This is a genomic window from Haloferax sp. KTX1 (genome assembly GCF_902410085.1).
In the GTDB taxonomy this organism is placed as follows: domain Archaea; phylum Halobacteriota; class Halobacteria; order Halobacteriales; family Haloferacaceae; genus Haloferax; species Haloferax massiliensis.
Genome location: NZ_CABPRH010000002.1, coordinates 148,486 through 168,700 on the forward strand (window position 1 = coordinate 148,486; position 20,215 = coordinate 168,700).

Below are 20,215 nucleotides of genomic sequence, written 5' to 3' on the forward strand. Positions count from 1 at the left end.
CAGGCGTTCGGGCGTTCAGGCGTTCAGGCGTTCAGGACCGTCCGCAGCACGTCGGGAGCCTCGTCGAGCGCGTCGTCGAGCGCGTCCACGTCGGGGCCGCCGCCCTGCGCGAAGTCCGCGGGGCCGCCGCCGCCGCCGCCGACCTTGCCGGCGAGTTCGCCGACGACCTGCCCGGCGTTGATGCCCACGTCGTCGGGGACGCCGACGACGAACTGGGCGCTCCCGCCCGCGGCGGAGCCGAGAACGGCGACCTTTCCCTCCTCGACCAGCGCGTTGGCGGTCGCGCGGAGTTCGTCCGCGTCGCCGTCGAGGCGCTGGACGACGACGGGCGTGCCGTCGATGTCGATTTCGTCGGCCCCCGCCGCGGCGCGCGCCTCGGCGAGTTCCGTCTTCAGGCGGTCGATGGTCTTGCCGCGGGCCTTCCACTCGGTGAAGAAGCGCTCGGCCGTCTCGGGCACGTCCGCGGGGTTCACGTCGAGCACGTCGGCCGCGCCGTAGAGCGCGTCCTCGGTGCGCTGGGTGGCCTCGATGGCCGCGTCGCCCGCCGCGAAGACGACGCGCTCGACGCCGTCCTGCACGGGCTCCGTGGTCAGCACCTTGATGGCCCCGATGTCGCCGGTGCGCTTGACGTGGGTGCCGCCGCAGGCCTGCACGTCGGTGCCGACGTGGATGAGGCGAATCTGCTCGCCCGGCGGGATGCCGCCCTGATAGAGGTCGAAGCCGTACTTGTTCTCGGCGTCGCGGCGGTCCGGCCACTCCTGTTTGACCGGGATGTTCCGCATCACGAGTTCGTTGGCGACGCGCTCTATCCGCTTGACCTCCTCGCGGGTGATGCGCTCGTAGTGGGTCACGTCGAGCCGCGAGCGGTCGACGCCCTTCGACGCGCCGGCCTGCCGGATGTGGTCGCCGAGGACCGTCCGGATGGCGTGACCGATGACGTGGGTCGCCGTGTGGTGGCGCATGAGCCGACGGCGGCGCTCGGCGTCGAGCTGGCCGCGGACGAACTCGCCCTTACCGGGGTCCTCGTCGGTGCGGTGGAGCACCACGTCGCCCACGATCTGCACGTCGGTCACCTCGACGGTCGTGTCGTCGGTGGCGAGCGAGCCGTGGTCGGCGGGCTGGCCGCCGCCTTCGGGGTAGAACATCGTCTGGTCGAGCACCACGTCGTAACCCTCCTCGCGCTCGAACACGTCGAGGACGACGGCCTCGAACTCGGTGCGCTCCTGGTCGTCGTAGTAGAGCTTGTCCGTCGCCGGCAGGTCGCCGAGGCGGTCGTCGCGCTCGGCGGCCTCGGCCTCGCCGTCGACCTGCTCGTGGCGGTCGGCGACGAGCGAGTAGAAGTCGTCGGGGATGTCGACGGTCGCGCCGCGCTCCTCGGCGATCTCCTGCACCATGTCGGGTTGGATGCCGTGGGAGTCGTACAGTTCGATGAGCTCGTCGACCGGGATGGGCTCGTCCTTGTCGGCGTAGTCGTCGGCGAGCTGTTGGACCTTGCGGGAGCCGCGTTCGAGCGTCTTTCTGTACTTGCGCTCCTCGCTGCGGACGATGTCGCGGATGGTGTCGCGGTTCTGGTAGTCCAGCCGCTCGGCCTGCATGTCCACGAGTTCGTCGAGCGGGGCGTCCACGCCGAGGTTGTCCACGAGGCGCTTGGTGCGCCGGAGGACCATGCGGGCGAGGTAGCCCGTGCCGACGTTCGAGGGGACGATGCCGTCGCCGAACATGTACGCGAGGGTGCGGCAGTGGTCCGCGATGGCGTAGATGTCTTCGAGCGGGCGGAGCAGAGACGTGAGTTCGGCCTCGTCGACGCCGAGTTCGCCCGCGACCTCGGCGCGCGCGGTGGCGAGGTCGTCGATCTCGTCGATGTCGAGGTGGCCCGAGAGCTTCGCCGCGCGGTGGATGAGTTCCTCCTCCTCGTCGGTGTGCTCGATGCCGACGTTGTCCTTCAGGAACTCTATCATGTCGGGGTAGACGGCCTCGTACACCGTCGGCGTCCCCTGCGACACCCACGTCCACCGTTCGAGGCCGTAGCCGGTGTCGACGATGTAGGTGTCCATCGGCGAGTAGGTGTTGCCGTCCTTGAGTTCGTAGTCGCCGTCGGGGTCCTGCTTCATCGACATGAAGACGAGGGTGGCGAGTTCGGCACCGCGGTAGAGGACTTCGAAGGCGGGACCGGCGTTGCCGCCGCCGACCCACGGGTCCTCGATGTAGGTGATTTCGGAGATGTCAGCGCCGAGCGACTCGAAGAACTCGTCGCAGAGGCGGACCGTCTCGTCCTTCCAGTAGACCTCGCCCTCGTAGGCGTACTTGTCGCCGGCCTCCTCGCGGGCGTTGAACGCGTGGTGGGCCATCATCTCGAACGCCATCGTGTGGCGGCCGGTCTTGCCCACGTTGTCGATGTCCTGCATCCGGATACAGGGCTGGGAGACGGTCAGCGGGTTGGCCGGCGGCGGCGTCTCGCCGGACGTGACGAGCGGCTGGAAGTCGTAGATAGAGGCCTGCGTCAAGAGCACGTCGTCGCGCCAGCGGTTCGCGGCGACCGGGTAGGGGTCGATGCGCTCGTGGTCGTGGTCCTCGAAGAAAGAGAGGAACTTCTCGCGCATCTCTTCGAGGGTGTACTCCTCGTCGAAGCCGGGGTTGTCGATGAAGGTGTAGTCGTCGGCGGGCGGTTCACCGCAGGTCTCGCGGTCGGGGTCTCGTGTCCAGAAGTGGACCCCCGTCACGGGGCACTGCTTCCGGTAGAAGCCCTCCTCCTCGAAGTAGTCGAGGCGGTACTCCGCTTCGAGTTCGCTCATTGCCAAACTCTGGTCTACGGTCGGGTAAAACAGTTCCGGGAAATGGGCGCAGACGCCCGATTCCCCTCAATTTCGCCCGCACGGGCCGCGTCGTTCTTTTCCCTCCCGAACCAACGAGGAGTATGGAACTCGCCTCGCTCCGGCGTCGACCGGCGGTCGAACTGCTCGCGTGGGTCGTCCTCGCGCAACTCGCCGGCGCGCTCGGGAGCGTCTTCACCGTCACCGCCGTGGGGTCGTGGTACGCGACCCTCGCCCGCCCGTGGTTCGCCCCGCCGAACTGGGTGTTCGGCCCGGTCTGGATAACCCTCTTTACCCTCATGGGCGTCGCCGCGTGGCTCGTCTCCCGGCGCGACCACCCCCGGCGCGAGCGCGCGCTCGCCGTCTTCGTCGGTCACCTCGTCGTCAACGTCGCGTGGTCCGCGGCGTTCTTCGGCCTGCGGTCGCCCGCGGCCGGTCTCGCGGTCATCGTCGTCCTCCTCGCGGCGATTCTGGCGACGATGCGCGAGTTCGTCGCCGTCGACCGGCGCGCCGCCGCCCTCCTCGTCCCCTATCTCCTGTGGACGGGGTTCGCCACCGTACTCAACTACGGCTTCTGGTCGCTTAACTGAGCAATCCGGCGGGGTCGAAGCCCCGCTCCGCCGATTCAAACGGCTCGCGGCGTGTTCTTGCTTATTGGGAACATGCCGCAACGATTATAGTTCTCGTTGCCGTTCGATAGGAGGACTGCCGTGCACGCGAGGGACCCAACGGTTTTCGTGGACGACGACCCCGACGATATCGACCTCGGCGACGGGGTCACGGTGGCGTCACCGAGTGACGAGAGCGGCCCGAGCGACGCGGCGTGCGTCGTCGTCACGGACCCGGACGCGGAGGTTCCCTGCGACGTGCCGACGGTGCTGTACACCGACGCGCCGCCCGAGGACGTCGAGCAGCCCGAGCGATTCGACGCCTACGTCAGCCGCGGCGACCGCGCGGCGCTCGAATCGCAGGTCCGCTGGCTGCTCGCGTCCGCCGACGACGCGGGCGCGGGGCGGGACGCCGAGCGGGCGGTGGAGCCGAGGAACGACCCCGAGTGGGACCGCCTCAAACGGCTCTACGAGGGGACGACGGAGCTCATCGCCGCCGAGACGGTCGAGGAACTGTACGAACGCGCCATCGGACTCACCGAGGACATCCTCGAATTCGACAACACCTCGTTTTTCCGCCACGACGGCGAGGGGTTCTACGTCGTCGCCAACAACGACGACATGGCCGGACTGGGCCCGATACCCAGCGACATGGGCCTGCTCGGGGAGACGCACCGAACCAAACGCTCGTTTCTCGTGGACGACGTGCGCGACCACCCGGAAGCCGACCCCAACGACCCCGCCTATCGCTCGGCGGTGAGCGTCCCCGCGGGCGACGACGGCGTGTTCCAAGCCATCTCCAACGAGGTCGGCGCGTACGACGAGACCGACCTCACGCTGGCCGAACTCCTCGTCTCCTACGTCTCCGAGACGAGGAGCCGCATCGAGTCCGAAGCCGCCCTCAGAAAGAGCCGCGAGCAGATAGAGCGACTCCACCGAGGGGCCACCGAACTGGCCGCGGCGACGAGCCTCGACGAACTGTTCGAGCAGACCGTCGAAATCACCGACGACATCTTGGAGTTCGACATCAGCTACGTGGGCGTCGTCGAGGACGGACACATCGTCCCGGCGGCCATCTCGTCGGACGCGCCGGCCGACGGCGCGAAGCGCGTTTCGCTCGACGACGGCGGCATCGCGGCCGAGGTGTTCCTGTCCGGGACCACGGACATCACGGACGACGTGCGCGACCACCCCGAGGCGCGGCCGGTCAAGCGGATGTACCGCGCCGTCCTGAGCGTTCCAATCGGCGACATCGGCGTCTTTCAGGCGACCGCGTTCACGCCCGCCGCGTTCGACGAGCGGGACGCCGAACTGACCGAACTCCTCATGGCGCACGTCGTGGTCACCGCCGAGCGCATCCGCGCCGAATCGCGGCTCAGAGACGAGCGCGACCGCTCGACGGCGCTGTTCGAACACGTCTCCGACGCCGCCGTCGCCTACGACGTGGAGGGCGGCGCGCTCACCGTCCGCGACGTGAACCGGGCGTTCCAGTCGGCGTTCGGCTACGACGCCGCCGACGTGGTCGGAAGCGACCTCCTCGGGCGAATCGTCCCGCCGGAGCCGGACCCGAGCCCGGTTCCCGAGCCCGGGGCCGACGAGACCATCCCCGAACTCCTCGTCGCCACCGGCGGGAGCTACCGCGGGGAGGTCCGCCGCCGGACCGAGGGCGGGGTCCGCGAGTTCATCCTGAACGTCGTCCCGCTGTCGCCCGGCGAGGAGCGCGGGGCCGGCTACGCCATCTACACCGACATCACGGAGCGGAAGACCCGCGAAAGCGAGCTAGAGCGACAGAACGAGCGGCTCGAAGAGTTCGCGAACATCGTGAGCCACGACCTGCGGAACCCGCTTTCGGTCGCCCGCGGAAACCTCGACCTCGCCCGCGAGACCGGCGAGGAGACGCGGTTCGACACCGCCGAGCGGGCGCTCGAACAGATGGAACAGCTCATCGACGACCTGCTGTCGCTCGCCCGCCGCGGCCAGCTGGTCGACGAGACCGAGCGGGTCGACCTCCCGGCGGTCGCCAAACAGGCGTGGGCGACGACCGAGACCGCCGACGCCGAGTTGGTCATCTGCCAGTCGGTCGTCGTCGACGCCGACGAGGACCGCCTCGTCGAACTGCTGGCGAACCTGTTTCGGAACGCCGTGGAACATGGTTCCACGGGCAACCAGACTGCGTCTGGTGACGCCGTCGAGCACGGCTCGACGGGCAGTCGGACTCCGTCCGACGACGCCGTCGAACACGGCGGTCGCGGCGTGCGCGTCGAGGTCGGCGGCGTCGACGGCGGCTTCTACGTCGAAGACGACGGCCCCGGCATCGAGCCCGAGCGCCGCGACGAGGTGTTCGAACCGGGCGAGACGACCGGCGACGACGGTATCGGCTACGGCCTCGCCATCGTCGAATCCATCGCCGAGGCCCACGGCTGGACGGCCATCGTGACTTCGGGGACGGCGGGCGGCGCACGCTTCGAGTTCCGGGCGTGACGGGCGAGTGAAAACGAGCGGAGAGACCGGAGACGACCGGAGACGACCGGGGACCGCGGCGGTCGGCGCGGCCGGTTCAGTGTACCGAGTTCAGTTCTGCGAGAGCGCGAGCGACGCGAGGAGCGCTTCGAGTTGGACCTGCTCGTTCGCGCCCTCGGAGATGCGGTAGTCGGCCTCGCCGATGCGCTCCATGAGGCGGACGGCCTCGCGCTCGTCGAGGTCGAACTCCCAGACCGAGCGGTGGAGCTGGTCGATGATGTCGCCGCCGGCCATCCCGGTGTCGACGATGAGCGTCTCCAACTGCTTGCGCGCGGCCGTGAACTCGCCGTCGATGGCGTCCCGGACCATCTTCTCGATGTCCTCGGGGCGGGCGGTCGAGGTAATCATGTAGACGGCTTCTTCGTCCACGACTTCGCCGGTCGTCGCGGCGGCCTGCAGGGAGTTGATGGCGCGGCGCATGTCGCCGCCGGCGGCGTAGACCAGCGCGTCGAGGCCGTCTTCTGTGACCTCGATGTCCTCGGCCGCGGCGATGTCGCGGACCTGCTCCGCGACGGCGTCGTCGCCGAGCGGGGAAAAGCGGAACACCGCACAGCGCGACTGGATGGGGTCGATAATCTTCGAGGAGTAGTTACACGAGAGGATGAATCGGGTGTTGTCGGAGAACTGCTCCATCGTCCGGCGGAGCGCCGACTGCGCGTCGTTCGTCAGCGAATCGGCCTCGTCGAGGAAGATGACGCGGTAGTCGTGGCCGCCGAACGACGAGCGCGCGAAGTTCTTGATGCGGTCGCGGACCACGTCGATGCCGCGCTCGTCGGAGGCGTTGAGTTCGAGGAAGTTGCCGCGCCAGTCGTCGCCGTAGATGGCGCGGGCGATGGCCGTCGCGGAGGTGGTCTTGCCGACGCCCGCCGGCCCCGCGAACAGGAGGTGCGGCAGGTCGTCGCGCTCGATGTAGCTCCGCAGGCGCTCGACGATGTCGTCCTGTCCGTAGACGTCGTCGAACGTCTGCGGTCGGTACTTCTCGATCCAGATTTCACGACCCGCCGGGGCGTCGCCCGACTCCGCGGCCTCGCTCATATCCGTTCTACCGGCCGCCCCGCACATAAACCGTGCGAGACGGAGAGCGCCCTCAGTCGACGCCGAGCCGACGGACTGAAACCCGCGCCCGACCCACGCCCGACCATGAACGTGACCGTCGAGGTCGTCGGCGAGGAGACCAGCGAGGTCGCCGTCGGCGACGACGGGACCTACGCGGACCTCGTTCGGGCGGTGGACCTCAGCCCCCACGAGGTGACCGTCCTCGTCGACGGCCGCCCCGTCCCCGAAGACCAGCCCGTCGAAGCCGACCGCGTGAAGGTGCTCCGCCTCATCAAAGGCGGGTAGTGGGCGCATGGACGACACCCCGAAGACCGACGGCGACACCACCGAAGACGACGGCATCCGCGTCCGCGAGGGCGACCCCGCCGAACTGGTGGCCGTGATGCGCGTCCTCGACGCCGGACTGCTCGAAGCCGACGCGGGCGAGGTCCGCGACCGACTGGCCGCCGGAGGCTGCCTCGTCGCCGAGGCGTCCGGCCGGGTCGTCGGCGCGCTTGTGCTCGACGGCGACTACGTCGACGCCGTGGCCGCCTCGCCGAGTCGCCGCGGTCGGGGCGTCGGAACCGAACTCGTCCGGGCGGCGCTCGACCGTCGGGGCCGACTCGTCGCCGACTTCGACGGGGGCGTCAAGCAGTTCTACGAGTCGCTCGGATTCGACATCGAGGAGCGAAACGGCGACGAGAGGCGATTTCGCGGCGTCCTGCGCGGCGAGTGACGGCCGCGCCGCCGACTCCGAAAAGTGATAATAGTTAACAACCGACACAGATTTACCCGCCGGTCGTCAAGGGCTAGGGAGTCAAGCCCATGGCAAAGCGAGACCGGAGCGACCGTATCCTGACCGATTGGGACCGCGTTTTCGAGGCGCTCGCGGACCCGTCGCGCCGCTACGTGCTGGAGTACCTTCACGACCGGACGGAGCCGGCGTCGGTGTGGGACCTCGCGGTCGCCCTCGCGGTGCGGACGACCGATCTCCCGCCCGACGAGGTGGACGTGCGGGTCGTCCGGCAGGCGGAGGTCGGCATCGTCCACGTTCACCTGCCGAAGCTTCGGGCCGCGGACCTCGTCGAGTCGGCGGGCGACGGTGTCTCGCTGACCGACCACGCGGAGACGCTCCCGCTTTTCACGCCGGCGTACCGCGGGGTCGTCAGGCCGGTCGGCGACGAAGAAGAGAGACGAGAGCTCTGAGGGGTCCGCTCAGACGAGCGGTTCGACGAGTTCGCGGCCGGCGTCGAGGAGCGCCGAGACCGCGTCTTCGGTCCCGGCTTCCGCGTAGACGCGCATCTTCGGCTCCGTCCCCGAGGGGCGGACGAGGAGCCACGAGCCGTCTTCTAAGAGGAGTTTGAAGCCGTCGAGCGTGACGACCTTGGCGATGTCGCGGCCGGCGACCGTCTCGGGGAGCGCGTCCTCAAGGTCGTCGATGACGCGCGCCTTCTCGGAGTCGGGGCAGGCGACGCTTATCTTGTCGGCGACGATTTCGCCGTGTTCGGCCTCGATGCGGTCGAGACGGGCGTCGAAGTCCTCCTCGGCGGTCGCGGCGGCCGCGAGCAGGCCCATGAGCACGCCGTCCTTCTCGCGGACGTGCCCGCGGACGGAGAAGCCGCCGGACTCCTCGCCGCCCATGAGCGCGTCGTGCTCGCGCATGCCGTCGGCGACCCACTTGAAGCCGACCGCGGTCTCGAACACCTCCTCGCCGTGGGCCTCGGCGATGCGGTCGATGAGGAACGTGGTCGAGACGGTCCGGATGGCCGGGCCGGAGTCGGATTCGAGCAGGTAGTCGTAGACGGCGGCGAAAAAGAGGTTCTCGTCGAGGACGCCCCGGTCGGGCGTGGCGATGCCGATGCGGTCGGCGTCGCCGTCGTTGGCGACCCCGAGGTCCGCGTCGTGTTCGGCCATCGCCTCGGCGAGGCCGTCGAGGTTCTCCGCGGAGGGCTCCGGCGAGATGCCGCCGAAGTCGGCGTCGCGTTCACAGCGCAGGCGGACGACCTCCGCGCCGGCGGCTTCGAGGAGCGCGTCGGTGACGCCGCGACCGCTGCCGTGCATGGCGTCGTAGACGACCGTGAGACCCGAGAGATCGTCGCCGACGAGGTCCATCGCGTGGTCGGCGTGCGGGGAGACCACGTCCACGCGCTCGATGGTCCCGCGCTCGGACTCGGGCAGGAGGTCCGGCTCGGCGAGTCGCTCGGCGACCGCGTCGGTCACGTCGGGGAGCGCCGGCGCGCCGTCCGAGGGGATGAACTTCACGCCGTTGTACTCCGGCGGGTTGTGCGAGGCCGTGACCATGAGCGCCCCCGAGAGGCCGCGGTCGGCGATGGCGTAGGCGACCAGCGGGGTCGGGCAGTCCCGCTCGGGGAGGAGCACGTCGAAGCCGTTGCCGGCGACGACCTCCGCGAGCGACTCCGCGAAGCCGGGGGAGGTCTCGCGGGCGTCGTAGCCGACGAGCACCGGCGCGGTGAACCCCTCGTCGGCGAGGTAGTCCGCGACCGCCTGTCCGACGACGCGGACCCGGTCGTCGGTGAAGGTGTCCAGCGTGGCGCGCCACCCGTCGGTCCCGAATGAGATTTCGTCCATACGCGAACCACTCCGCGGCGGGGCAAAAAACTACGTTACGAGCCAAATAGAGTCGGGCCGTGCGGCGGCGGCGACCCGGCGGGAACACGCCGACCGCGACGCGACTCCGACGCGGCCCCGACCCGCTCACGACGCGCTCACGACTCGACGAGCCGCAGTTTCTCCCGGCGGCGGAGCTGTTTGATCTCGTACTCGCGGGACATCGCCGCCGACTTCGACTCGAACGCCTCGACGTGGACGAGTTCGACCGGGGTCCGGCCGCGGGTGTACTTCGCGCCCTCGCCGGCGTCGTGTTCGGCGACGCGTCGCTCCACGTCGGTCGTGTACCCGGTGTACAGCGAGCCGTCGCTGCACTCGATGACGTAGACGAAGTGCACGAGAGAACGGTTCAGGGGCGCGGGTATGAACCCTGCGCCCGACCTCGCGCACGGGGAGTTGGCTTCGCGTGGTGGTCTTTTGTCGCTTCAGTGGTCATGCGGTGCGGGCACGCTGTCGAGCGACCTCCGCGATACCCGCGTTCGCCGAGCAGTTGGGACAGGCGAGCACCTGCCCGTCCTTGTCGGCGAACACGCGTGCGAAGCGCTCGGAGACGTGTGACCCGCAGTGGTCACAGACTGGCATTGTTGCGGTCCGGCAGCCACCAAGCCGGTGTGTGATACACAGTACCCCACCCATATGAGGGCTTCGCGCGTGTGCGTACGCACGCGAAATCGCGCACGACCCCGGAAGATCTCCGAGGAGCGCCCACTCAGGACCGGTCAGGCGTCGTCGTCGCGGGCGTCGGCGACCGCGCGGGCGATGAGTCCGGCCTGCGCGCCGGCGATGTAGCCGGCGTCGACGTTCACCGCGGAGAGCACGGTACACGACTGGAGCATCCCGAGGACGGCGGCCTCGCCGTCGCCGCCGTGGCCGTAGCCCGTCGAGACGGGCAGGCCGATGACCGGCGTGTCGACGAGGCCGGCGACGACCGTGGGAAGCGCGCCCTCGCGGCCGGCGGCGACGACGACCACGTCGGCCTCGCGGAGCGTGTCGAGGTGGTCGAGCACGCGGCCGAGGTGGGCGACGCCCACGTCCTCGATTCGCTCGACGGCCGCGCCCATCTCGCGGAGGACGGCGGCCGCCTCGCCCGCGGCCTCGGCGTCGGAGGTGCCGCCGGTGGCGATGGCGACGGTCGCGTCGAGGTCGGGGCGCTCGAACTCCGGGGCGGCCGCGACGACCGTCTTCGCCCGGGCGTCGCGGTCGATGTCGGCGTCCGGGAGGGCGTCGGCGACCGCCTCGGCGTGGGCGGTGTCGGCCCGGGTGACGAGCGCCCGCCCGCTCGTTTCGACCGCCGCGACGGCAAGCGTGGCCGTCTCGTCCGGCGTTTTTCCCTCCGCAAGAATCGCTTCTGGGACGCCGCGCCGGGTCTCTCTGGCGGCGTCGAACCGTCCGGCGTCCGTCGTCGCGTACCCGGAGAGTCGTACCTCGGCCTCGGCGGGCGAGAGCGAACCGTCCGCGACCGCCTCCAAGATGTCGCGCATGCCCGCACGTTGGCCCGAGGCGTACTCATACCCGTCGTTCCGCCCTCGCGGGGGCAAAGCATATATAAGTGGAGATTGTTCCCGAGAAATCCGTCCTCATAGAAGCGCCATAACCCCCAAATCCGGCGGTATTAACGTCCAATATAGGAAAGTTTATTAAAGGAGAATCGGTAGAACATTCTGTATGGCAGACCTCATTGTCAAGGCAGCCGTCAAGGAAGCGCTCAAGGACAAGAACGTGGCCTCGGACTTCTACGACGCTCTCGACGAGGAAGTCAAGGAGCTTCTCGAAGACGCTGCTCGCCGCGCTGAGCAGAACGACCGTAAGACGGTCCAGCCCCGCGACCTGTAAACTCGGTCTTTAGACCTCTCGTTCTTTTATCGCCGCCCGACGAGCGCCGGCTGTGCCCCCCGAAGGAAGTCGACTCGCCCCGCGAGTCGAGCCGGTCGAAGGCGTCCGTTCGAGCGGCGGACCACTCGGTCAGTCCCAGACCCGTTCGAGCGCCGGACCAACCGAGTCAGAACTCGGTCACGTCGACGCCGTCGTCGGTGCCGACGTAGACCGCGTCCGCGAGGCCGACGAAGATGCCGTGTTCGACCGCGCCGGGGAGCGACGCGAGGGCGGCCGCGAGCGACTCGGGGTCCGAAACCGTCCCGAACTCGCAGTCGAGAACGAGGTTCCCGTTGTCGGTGACGACGGGGCCGTCCTTGCGCTCTGCTCGGCGGAGCGTCGCCTCGCCGCCGAGGTCCGAGACGCCCGCCGCGACGGTCGTCCGCGCCGACGGAAGCACCTCGATGGGAACCGCCTGCGAGAGCGTCTCCGCGGTCTTCGAGGGGTCCGCGATGACGAGGAATCGGTCGGCGAAGGCGTCGACCACCTTCTCGCGGGCGTGGGCCGCGCCGCCGCCCTTGACGAGCGCGCCGTCGGCGAGGGCGACCTGGTCGGCCCCGTCGATGGCGAGGTCGATGGCGTCCACCTCGTCGAGGTCGACGACGGGGATGCCGCACTCGCGGGCGAGTTCGCGGGCCGCGAAGGAGGTCGGGACGCCCCGGACGTCGAGGCCGTCGGCGACGCGGTCGCCGATGGCGCGGATGGCGAACGCGGTGGTGCTGCCGGTGCCGAGCCCGACGACGGCCCCGTCTTCGACCGCTTCGACCGCCGCCGCCGCGGCGCGGCGCTTCTGCGCGTCGGTTCCGCCGGTAGTCTTCATGGCTCAGCCGACTCGGCCGGCGAGTAAAAATGGTCCTGAATCGACGGCGTCAGAGGCGGTCTAAGACCGCGTCCGCGTCGTAGGCGAGCGAGATGGCGCGGGTGCGGCCGCGTCCCTCGATTTCGGTGTAGCGCGCCTCGATGACGCCCAGTTGGTCCAGTTTGTTCACGAGTTCGGAGTAGCGCGTGTAGCCGAGGTCGGTCTCCTCGTTGAAGGCGTCGTACACCGCGCCGGCGCGCTCGCCGTCGTACTCGGCGACGACCCGGACGAGTTCGCGCTCGGGGTCCGAAAGCCCCTGCAGACACCGCGAGAGGTGGACGTACTTCGACTTGTCGTAGGCCGCCTCCACGTCCTCCATGTCGACCGTGCGGGAGGCGCGCATCTCGGCGTGGAGCCCGGCGCGGCGGAGCAGGTCGATGCCGACCCGGAGGTCGCCGCTGTCGGCGGTGAACTCCGCGACCTGGTCGAGTTCGGGCGCGCCGATGACGTCCTCGTGGAAGCCGCGCTTCGACCGGCCGCGGAGGATATCGACGATTTCGTCCACGTCGTAGCGGGGGAAGAACACCTCCTCGGGCCGGAAGACGCTCTGGACGCGCCCGTCGAGTTCGTCGATGACGTCGAGCGAGAGGTCCGACGAGATGATGATGACGCCGATGCGCGCGCCGGAGTGCGCCTCGTGGGCGCGCAACAGCGAGTAGAGCGTGTCGGACGCCTCGTTCTCGTAGAACAGGTAGTTCACGTCGTCGAGCGCGACGACGAGCACCTCGTCGTCCTCGACGAGGCGGTCGGTTATCTGGCCGAACAGCTTCTTGAACGAGATGCCCGACGACGGGGGTTCGTACTCGAAGATGTGCTCGAAGACGCGCGAGAACACCGCGTAGCGCGTCGAGTCGACCTGACAGTTCACCCGGACGGTCCGGACGCCCGACTGCGTGCCCAACTCGCCGAACAGCTTCTGGACCGCGGTGGTCTTGCCCGTCCCCGGCGGCCCGCGCACCATCGTGTTCAGGGGGCGAGAGCCGCGGACCGCGGGCCGGAGCGCGTACTTCAGGCTCCGCAGTTGGCTCTCGCGGTGGTTGAACGTCTCCGGAACGTGGTCGATTTCGAAGACGTGTTCGTCGCGGAACACCGTCTCGTCCCACGACAGCATCCCCTCTTCGGGGTCCTCCCTCATCGAGTAAAGTACCACGCGCGGGGGACTTAATCGTTTACCGCGGCGGCGTCCGACGGGGGGCGGACGGACGCGTTGTCTCGCTCGCACCCGCCCGCGAGAGGCGGTCGGCGTCGTCGCCACGGTCCGGTGGGAGGTCGCGAGCCGGTACGTCACTTACTGAAGGAGCCGAACGATTCGGTAGCCGATGGCGACGAGCAGAATCAGCCCGACCGCGCCGATACCGAGCACGACCGGCGAATCGGCGGTCTGCGAGAACGCACCCAGCGCCGGGAGCACGAAGACGGACAGCACGAGGAACCCGCCGAACACCAGAAACAGCAGGTACACCGCGGTCCCGAGCACGTCCCAGATGGCGTTTTTCGTGGCGTGGTAGACGAGGTCGTACTGCTGTCGTTCCTCGGGGGAGAGCGAATCGGAGGGCACGGGCGGAGTTGTCGGCGAATCAAGATAAATCGTGCGTCGCCGCGGGCGAGGGCGTCAGTCGAACTTCTCCAGCAGTCGCCCGTAGAAACTCGTCTCGTTCTCGCCGGCCAGTTTCTCCACGATGAGCTCCGGGGTCGAACGCGCGAGGTGGTCCTTCACGGGCGAGCGGTTGACGACGAGTTCGCCGTCTTCCAGCCCGACCGCCTCGATGCCGTCGACCGCGACCGACACGTCGGCGGCCTCGCGGATGCCGCCGGCGAGGTGGGAGACGAACACCGCGGCCGCGCCCTGTTCCGCGAGTTCTTCGAGGATGCCGGCGATGATTTTGGCCGACGCGCCGGGTTCGGTGATGCTCTCCAGTTCGTCCACGAGGACGAGTCGGTCGGCCGCGCCGTCGGTGAGCGCGGCGAAGTCGCGGAGCGTGCTCTCGAAGGCCCCGGCGTCGAGGGTGCCCTGCGACTTGGCGTAGTAGTGGAGTTCGGAAAACCGCGAGAGCCGGACCGAGTCTGCGGGGACGGGAAGCCCCATGTGCGCGAGGACGACGACGAGGCCCACGAGGTCGAGCGTCGAGGTCTTGCCACCGCTGTTGACGCCCGACAGGAGCGTGACGCCCGACACCTCGTAGTCCACGGGGTCGACGGCCGCGAAGTCCACGTCGAGGAGGGGCGAGCGGCCGGCCTCGATGGCGAACGAGCCGGCACCGTCGTTTCCGGCCGCGCCGGTGAACTCGGGGAAGACGCAGTCGAAGTCGCGGGCGAACCGCGAGACTGCGAGGCGAACGTCGAGTTCGAGCGCGTCGCGGACCAGCGTCTCGACGGGGTCGCGCAGGTCGCCGAGGTCGGCCGCGAGGTCGGCTTTCAGCTTCGCGGCGCGGCGGTCGCGGGCGGCCTTCAGTTCGGTTCGGAGCCGGCCGACGGCCTCCTCGTCGTGACCGAGCGGGAACGACGGGTCCTCGGGGAACACCCGCTCCGTCAGGTCGGCCTCGCCGGGGCGGAGCGACAGCGACTCGACGAGGTGGTCGCGGGCGGCGGCCAGCGCCTCGTCGAACTCGTCTTCGAGTTCGCGCGACAGCAGGGAGTCGACGCGCGCGCCCTGTTCGACCAGCGAGAGGAAGTCGGTCCCCTCGATGGTCACGTCGCGCTCTCGAATCGCGTCGCGGAGCCGGTCGTTGGCGACCGATTCGGCGGTCGAGACGGCGGTGTCGAGGTCGTCGACCGCGTTCGAGAGGCGTTCGAGTTCGTCGTCGCCGAGGACGGTCCCGTCGTCGGCCAACCGGGAGAGCGCGTCGCGGAGGGCGGCGAGGTCACAGGGCGGGTCGAGACCGGCGGTCTCGTGGACCGCGGCGGCCGCCTCCAAGGCCTCGCGGTTCGCGGCGAAGAAGGCGAGCAGTCGCTCGGGGACGACCTCGTCGGTCCGCTCGGCGGCGTCGGGGAGCACGCGCACGTCGCCCTCGACGTCGATGCCGGCGAACGACTCGTCCAGCACGACCACCGTGGAGTACGACCGCGCGAGTTCGGCGATGTCGCGGCCGTTCTCGACGACCTCGATGGAGAGTTCGGGGAACGCCTCCTTGGCGGCGGCGTAGCGCTCCGCGTCGGCGGTGGCGAGACAGCGCTCGCGGACGCGCCGCGGCGTCGGGTCCGCGAGGGGTTCGACGCCCGACAGCGCCGCGAGCACGTCGGGGTCGGGATCGAGGTCGGTCGCGTCGGCGGCGAACGCCCGGACCTCCTCGATGCGCGAGGCCGACCCGGTGGGAAACAGCGTCTCCAGTCGCTTCTCGGCGTACGTCGTGACCGTCCGCGCCTGCAGGAGACCGAGCGCGTCGCGGTAGAGTTCCGAGGCGCGGTCGGTGGCGAGGAAGCCGCCGGGGTCGCCGTGGTCGCGGCGAATCGCCCCGCGGGCGATGGCCGCCGCCCGGCCCTCCGTGAGCCCCGGTGCCCGCGCGAGCGCCGCCACGTCGCCGTCGGTGAGCGCCCGCTCGGCGTCGTCGAGTTCCGCGAGCGCGGCGGCGGTCTTCTCGCCGACGCCCGGGATGGTCTCGAAGTCCATTCGGGCGGACCTATCGCGGCATAGGACAAAAAGTCGCGGGGTGGTGACCGCGGGACGACGCGCGGGTCGTGCCCGCCGAGAGAGCGTCTGTCGCGGCCGGTTCGCCGACTCGTGGGGCCTTCGCGGTCGTTCGCGCCGGGGGCGAGGGGCTTTTGCCCGTCGGCCGGGAAGGGAGGCCATGAGCGAGCGAGACGTCGCGGCGAAGGCAGACGCAGTACGCGAGGCGCTCGCGGAGCGCGAGAGCGTCCTCATCGCCTTTTCGGGCGGCGTGGACTCCAGCGTGGTCGCGGCACTCGCCCACGAGGCGCTCGGCGAGAACGCGATCGCCTGCACCGCGAAGAGCGAGACCCTGCCGGACGCCGAATTGGACGACGCGAAGCGCGTCGCCGAGGAGATCGGCATCGAACACCTGACTGTCGAGTTCTCCGAACTGGACAACCCCGACTTCGTCGCCAACGACGACGACCGGTGTTACCACTGCCGGACGATGCGCCTCGGCCGGATGTACGAGGCCGCCCGCGACCGCGGCATCGAGGCCGTCTGCGACGGGACAAACGCGTCTGACCCCGGCGAGGGCCACCGCCCCGGCCTCCGCGCCGTCGAGGAGTTGGAGGTGCTGTCGCCGCTTCTCGCCCACGACATCACGAAAGCGGAGGTCCGCGCCATCGCCGACGACTACGACCTGTCGGTCGCCGACAAGCCCTCGATGGCCTGTCTCTCCTCGCGGATTCCGACCGGGCTCGAAGTCACCGAGGAACGGCTCTCGCGGGTCGAGCGCGCCGAGACGATTCTCCGGACGTGGGGCTTCGAGCAGTTCCGCGTCCGCGACCACGACGGCCTCGCCCGCATCGAAGTCGCGCCGGAGGAACTCGACCGCGCCCTCGACGCCGACTTCGTCCGCGCCGCCCGCGACCACCTGAAGGACGCCGGATTCGACCACGTCACGCTCGACTTCCACGGCTACCGGACCGGGAGCGTCAGCCCCGCCGGGGAGGCGAACGCCGAGGCCGACGACGAGCTCCTCGTGGACGACGTGTTCGCGCAGGACTACCCGATGCGGAAGTAACCGAAAAACGAAACCGCGGCTGCACCGCGAGTCGGCCGCAGAATACCTACGTCGTCAGAAATCGCGTCTCGTTCTCGGCGACGACGTGGACGAGCGGTTCGTCGCCCTCGTCGCTCAGTTCGACTTCGAACTCGCAGATGCCGCCGTTGTCGAGCGGTTGCGACAGCATCGACTCGACGATGTCGAGGCCCTTCACCTCGCCGAGCGACAGCCGAATCGGCGCGCCGTGGCTGACGACGAGCACCGTCTCGTCGAGTTCGAGCGAATCGGCGAGGCCCTCGCGAGCGTTGAGGACGCGGCGGCGGACCTCGACGAGGCTCTCGCCGCTCGGGGGGCGTTCGCGGGCGGCGGGTGCGCCGACCGCCGAGAGGGAGTACTGCGGGTATCGGTCGGTGAGTTCGTCGAATTCGAGCCCCTGAAACGACCCCACGTCGCGCTCGCGCCACGCCGAATCGAGGACGGGTTCGAGGCCGAGTTCGCGGGCGACGGGGCGGGCGGTCTCTTGGGCGCGTTCGATGTCGGAGGAGACGAGGCGGTCGACCTCGTAGGTGTCCGCGACGTGGCGCGCGAGGGCGTCGGCCTGCGCGCGGCCGCGGTCGGTGAGCGACACAGGGGCCCACCCCTGTACGCGCCCGGCGCGGTTCCACGTCGTCTCGCCGTGTCGGGCGAGAAGGAGGGTTGCCATACGTCCGTCTCTCTCCTCACCGGCAATGAACGTTCCGCGCGAGATTCACGGTCTCGGCGCGCCAACTGTTAGGTATGGCACACGAACTCGTCACGAGCATCGAGATAGACGCCCCGCCCGAACGGGTGTGGGAGACGCTCGTCGACTTCGACCGCTACCCCGAGTGGAACCCGTTCATGCGAATCGCCGGGCGGCCGAACGAGGGCGCGACGCTCACCGTCCACCTGCGACCGCCGGGCGGCCGCGAGTCGGCGTTCGAACCCGACGTCACCCACTGCGAGAAGCACCACGAACTGCGCTGGCTGGGCCATCTCGTCTTCTCGGGGCTGTTCGACGGCGAACACCGGTTCCGCCTCGAACCGCTCGACGGCGGCGGGCGTACCCGATTCGAGCAGTCCGAGACGTTCTCGGGCGTCCTCGCCGGACTCCTGTTGCGGTTCGTCGGCGAGCGGACCCGGGCGGGGTTCGTCGCCATGAACGAGGGACTGAAGACGCGCGTCGAGGGCATGGTCGCGGCCGAGAAGCGGGAGGCGACGGAGTCGACGGACGCGGCGTGATTCCCCGCGGTCTCGGGGAGGTTCGGCGCGTTACAGCGACTCGCCGCAGAAACGGCAGGTGTCCCTCCCTGACTCCTCCAACGAGTGGCAGTTCGGACAGGTGACGGTCTCGGTGCGGGCGGACGGGACGCCGTTCGGCGACGCCGACTGACCGGCCGCGCGGCGACCAACCCCGGGTTCGTCGCGCCCGAGGTTGAGGTACAGCGCCAAGCCGAGAACCCCGCCGACGAACACCGAGAAACCCCAGAGGAAGGCGTTGTGCGAACTGTGCCTGGTCGCGTCGATGCCGGCCCAGACGCTCACGACGAACCAGAGCGGGAGGGCGACCACCGACAGGGCGACGAGGTCGGCCATCGTATAGGTATTCTAACCATTCTAAGATAGGTCTTCTGAACGGTCGGCGGTCGGCGGAAACGAGGAGGAACGAACCGGCCGGGAGAGAGACGAGAGAAACGAGAAGCCGGTCAGTTCCCGGTCCAGCGCAGGGCCGCGAGCGTCCCCTCGAACAGGACGATCATCGTCGCGCCGATGATGATGGGGGCCATCCCGGTCGGGTCGGGGCTGACGAGGAACGCGAGGCCGAGGAACGCGCCCCAGAACAGCAGGCGGCGGTCTTCGAGCCACCGCCGGGTGACGAGGTTCATCATGATGGCCAGTTCCACGAACAGCGGAATCTGGAAGACGACCGCCATGTAGCCCATCAGGATGAGGATGAGGTTGAACGTCTCTTTGAGACCGAACGCGACGACCGCGGTCCCCTCGGTGTAGGAGGTGAAGTACGCGAAGATGGCCGGGAGCACCACGAAGTGCGCGAAGAGGACGCCGACGAGCGCGAGGATGAGGCTCGTCGGGACGGCCGCGAGGTAGTATCTGCGCTCTTTCGGATAGAGGCCGGGGCGCATGAACAGGTACGTCTCGTAGACGAACACGGGGAGGCCGATGACGGTCCCGGCGAGGCCGGCGACCTTCAGTTTGGTGAGGATGAGTTCGAGCGGGCCGTAGAGTCGCGGCCGGCGGTCGACGATGGTCTCCGCGCCGGGGATGTGGGAGTTCCAGAGGAAGTTGATAACGTCGGTCGCGCTCGGGATGTGGACGCCGAAGGCGGCCTGCGTGTCGACCAGCGCGTTGAGGATGTCCGCGCCGGGGAACAGCACGAGCGTAATCGCGCCCGCGACGCCGAGGACGACCGCCAACCGGCGAATCATCTCCTCGATGTGCGCGGTCAGGGGCATCTCCTGGTCGCTTTCGGGGGCCTCGCCGACGAGCCCGCCGACGTCCTCGTCGTCGAAGTCGTCGTCGAAGTCGTCGGCGGCGGGCGCGGGCGACGGGGCCACGCCGCTCACCTCGTCCTCGCCCGAGAGAGCGGGACTGGCACCGTCGGGCGCGGGGTCCGGGCCGGCGGCGTCGGCCGGCTCCTCGCGCGAATCGTCGTACGTCCCCTCGGGGACGTGCGAGGTGTGTTCATCGTCGGCGAGGAGACGAGGCTCGTCGGTGTCGTCAGTGTCGTCCGAGTCGTCGGCGTCGTCCGAGTCGTCGGTGTCGTCAGTGTCGTCGCTGTCGTCAGTGTCGTCGGCGTCGTCAGTGTCGTCGGTGTCGTCGGTTCCGTCGGTTCCGTCGGTATCGCCGTCCGTCTCGTCGGGAGCGTCGTCGCCCTCGCCGTCGTCGGACCCGTCGGTAACGGTCTCGTCTCGCGGGGTGACTCGACCGTAAACCGGACCGTCGGACGACGAAGACGCGTCGTCGGCGTCGTCGGCGTCGTCGGCGTCGCCGTCGGACGAGCGCTGGTCGGCGTCGTCCGAGGCGTCCGTCTCGTCGTCGGCCGCAGAGAGCCCTGCGTCGCGCTCCTCGTCCGCCATTCAGGTGTCCTACGCTTCCGGCCAGTTATAGGTCTTTTCGCATCGCGCCGAGGAGGTGCGTCGAGAGGGTCGAACTCACGCCCGCGGTGAAAAAGATTGATAACCGCCAGAC

The 20,215-nt window shown here is 69.4% G+C and carries 21 protein-coding genes; 8 read left to right on the plus strand and 13 right to left on the minus strand.

From position 1 onward, the window contains the following. Positions 1-23 precede the first annotated feature (23 nt). Entirely contained in the window at positions 24-2,792 is a 2,769-nt protein-coding gene (gene alaS, locus FY251_RS04940; RefSeq protein WP_148413721.1) for an alanine--tRNA ligase, read from the minus strand. Between the two features lie 122 nt (positions 2,793-2,914). On the opposite strand from alaS, the gene FY251_RS04945 reads away from it, so the two are divergent. Both FY251_RS04945 and FY251_RS04950 read left to right on the plus strand, forming a co-directional pair. Beyond that, complete coding sequence (locus tag FY251_RS04945) at positions 2,915-3,400, plus strand: TspO/MBR family protein (RefSeq protein ID WP_148413722.1); 486 nt, start codon at positions 2,915-2,917, stop codon at positions 3,398-3,400. A 147-nt stretch (positions 3,401-3,547) separates the two neighbouring features. Next, a complete protein-coding gene (locus FY251_RS04950) occupies positions 3,548-5,899 on the plus strand; it encodes a GAF domain-containing protein (protein ID WP_187367351.1) in 2,352 nt (783 codons plus the stop codon). Positions 5,900-5,989: 90 nt separating this feature from the next. Here the strand turns inward: FY251_RS04950 and FY251_RS04955 are convergent, their stop codons facing one another. Beyond that, positions 5,990-6,973 (minus strand): replication factor C small subunit, encoded by a 984-nt coding sequence (locus FY251_RS04955; RefSeq protein WP_089777267.1) that lies wholly within the window; start codon positions 6,971-6,973, stop codon positions 5,990-5,992. Between the two features lie 105 nt (positions 6,974-7,078). On the opposite strand from FY251_RS04955, the gene samp2 reads away from it, so the two are divergent. From samp2 to FY251_RS04970, 3 genes are all read left to right on the plus strand, one after another. Beyond that, on the plus strand, positions 7,079-7,279 hold the full coding sequence (gene samp2, locus FY251_RS04960) for a ubiquitin-like modifier protein SAMP2 (protein ID WP_148413724.1): 201 nt from the start codon (positions 7,079-7,081) through the stop codon (positions 7,277-7,279). Positions 7,280-7,286: 7 nt separating this feature from the next. Then, complete coding sequence (locus tag FY251_RS04965) at positions 7,287-7,709, plus strand: GNAT family N-acetyltransferase (protein WP_148413725.1); 423 nt, start codon at positions 7,287-7,289, stop codon at positions 7,707-7,709. 89 nt (positions 7,710-7,798) lie between these two features. Continuing rightward, positions 7,799-8,179, plus strand: a complete 381-nt coding sequence (locus FY251_RS04970; RefSeq protein ID WP_148413726.1) for a helix-turn-helix transcriptional regulator — start codon at positions 7,799-7,801, stop codon at positions 8,177-8,179. A 9-nt stretch (positions 8,180-8,188) separates the two neighbouring features. On the opposite strand, the gene FY251_RS04975 is transcribed toward FY251_RS04970, so the two are convergent. From FY251_RS04975 to larB, 4 genes are all read right to left on the minus strand, one after another. Beyond that, complete coding sequence (locus FY251_RS04975; RefSeq protein ID WP_148413727.1) at positions 8,189-9,562, minus strand: phosphoglucomutase/phosphomannomutase family protein; 1,374 nt, start codon at positions 9,560-9,562, stop codon at positions 8,189-8,191. A gap of 137 nt (positions 9,563-9,699) precedes the next feature. Then, positions 9,700-9,939: a GIY-YIG nuclease family protein gene (locus tag FY251_RS04980; RefSeq protein ID WP_007275531.1), complete on the minus strand. Its 240-nt coding sequence runs from the start codon at positions 9,937-9,939 to the stop codon at positions 9,700-9,702. Between the two features lie 94 nt (positions 9,940-10,033). Then, the gene (locus FY251_RS22470) at positions 10,034-10,183 is read right to left on the minus strand and encodes a hypothetical protein (protein ID WP_187367346.1); all 150 of its coding nucleotides are present in this window, start codon (positions 10,181-10,183) and stop codon (positions 10,034-10,036) included. A gap of 137 nt (positions 10,184-10,320) precedes the next feature. Continuing rightward, complete coding sequence (larB, locus tag FY251_RS04985) at positions 10,321-11,082, minus strand: nickel pincer cofactor biosynthesis protein LarB (protein WP_148413728.1); 762 nt, start codon at positions 11,080-11,082, stop codon at positions 10,321-10,323. A 184-nt stretch (positions 11,083-11,266) separates the two neighbouring features. Between larB and FY251_RS04990 the strand changes: the two genes are divergently transcribed. Then, positions 11,267-11,434: a DUF1931 family protein gene (locus FY251_RS04990; protein ID WP_004045310.1), complete on the plus strand. Its 168-nt coding sequence runs from the start codon at positions 11,267-11,269 to the stop codon at positions 11,432-11,434. 166 nt (positions 11,435-11,600) lie between these two features. Here the strand turns inward: FY251_RS04990 and rpiA are convergent, their stop codons facing one another. The 4 genes from rpiA to FY251_RS05010 all read right to left on the minus strand — a co-directional run bounded on the left by rpiA (position 11,601) and on the right by FY251_RS05010 (position 15,939). Continuing rightward, on the minus strand, positions 11,601-12,293 hold the full coding sequence (gene rpiA / locus FY251_RS04995; protein WP_148413729.1) for a ribose-5-phosphate isomerase RpiA: 693 nt from the start codon (positions 12,291-12,293) through the stop codon (positions 11,601-11,603). Between the two features lie 49 nt (positions 12,294-12,342). Next, positions 12,343-13,467 (minus strand): ORC1-type DNA replication protein, encoded by a 1,125-nt coding sequence (locus tag FY251_RS05000; protein WP_089777260.1) that lies wholly within the window; start codon positions 13,465-13,467, stop codon positions 12,343-12,345. A gap of 153 nt (positions 13,468-13,620) precedes the next feature. Next, positions 13,621-13,890 (minus strand): hypothetical protein, encoded by a 270-nt coding sequence (locus tag FY251_RS05005; RefSeq protein ID WP_148413730.1) that lies wholly within the window; start codon positions 13,888-13,890, stop codon positions 13,621-13,623. Positions 13,891-13,944: 54 nt separating this feature from the next. Beyond that, positions 13,945-15,939 (minus strand): endonuclease MutS2, encoded by a 1,995-nt coding sequence (locus FY251_RS05010; RefSeq protein ID WP_148413731.1) that lies wholly within the window; start codon positions 15,937-15,939, stop codon positions 13,945-13,947. Between the two features lie 178 nt (positions 15,940-16,117). Here FY251_RS05010 and larE point away from each other — a divergent pair, with 178 nt between their 5' ends. Next, a complete protein-coding gene (gene larE / locus FY251_RS05015; RefSeq protein WP_148413732.1) occupies positions 16,118-17,005 on the plus strand; it encodes an ATP-dependent sacrificial sulfur transferase LarE in 888 nt (295 codons plus the stop codon). 46 nt (positions 17,006-17,051) lie between these two features. Here larE and FY251_RS05020 read toward each other — a convergent pair whose 3' ends face one another. Beyond that, on the minus strand, positions 17,052-17,690 hold the full coding sequence (locus FY251_RS05020) for a histidine phosphatase family protein (protein WP_148413733.1): 639 nt from the start codon (positions 17,688-17,690) through the stop codon (positions 17,052-17,054). 74 nt (positions 17,691-17,764) lie between these two features. Here FY251_RS05020 and FY251_RS05025 point away from each other — a divergent pair, with 74 nt between their 5' ends. Next, complete coding sequence (locus tag FY251_RS05025) at positions 17,765-18,247, plus strand: SRPBCC domain-containing protein (RefSeq protein ID WP_148413734.1); 483 nt, start codon at positions 17,765-17,767, stop codon at positions 18,245-18,247. Between the two features lie 30 nt (positions 18,248-18,277). Here the strand turns inward: FY251_RS05025 and FY251_RS05030 are convergent, their stop codons facing one another. Further along, positions 18,278-18,601, minus strand: coding sequence for a hypothetical protein (locus FY251_RS05030; RefSeq protein WP_148413735.1), 324 nt, complete (start codon positions 18,599-18,601; stop codon positions 18,278-18,280). A 110-nt stretch (positions 18,602-18,711) separates the two neighbouring features. Continuing rightward, complete coding sequence (locus tag FY251_RS05035; RefSeq protein ID WP_148413736.1) at positions 18,712-20,103, minus strand: twin-arginine translocase subunit TatC; 1,392 nt, start codon at positions 20,101-20,103, stop codon at positions 18,712-18,714. Between the last annotated feature and the right edge of the window lie 112 nt (positions 20,104-20,215).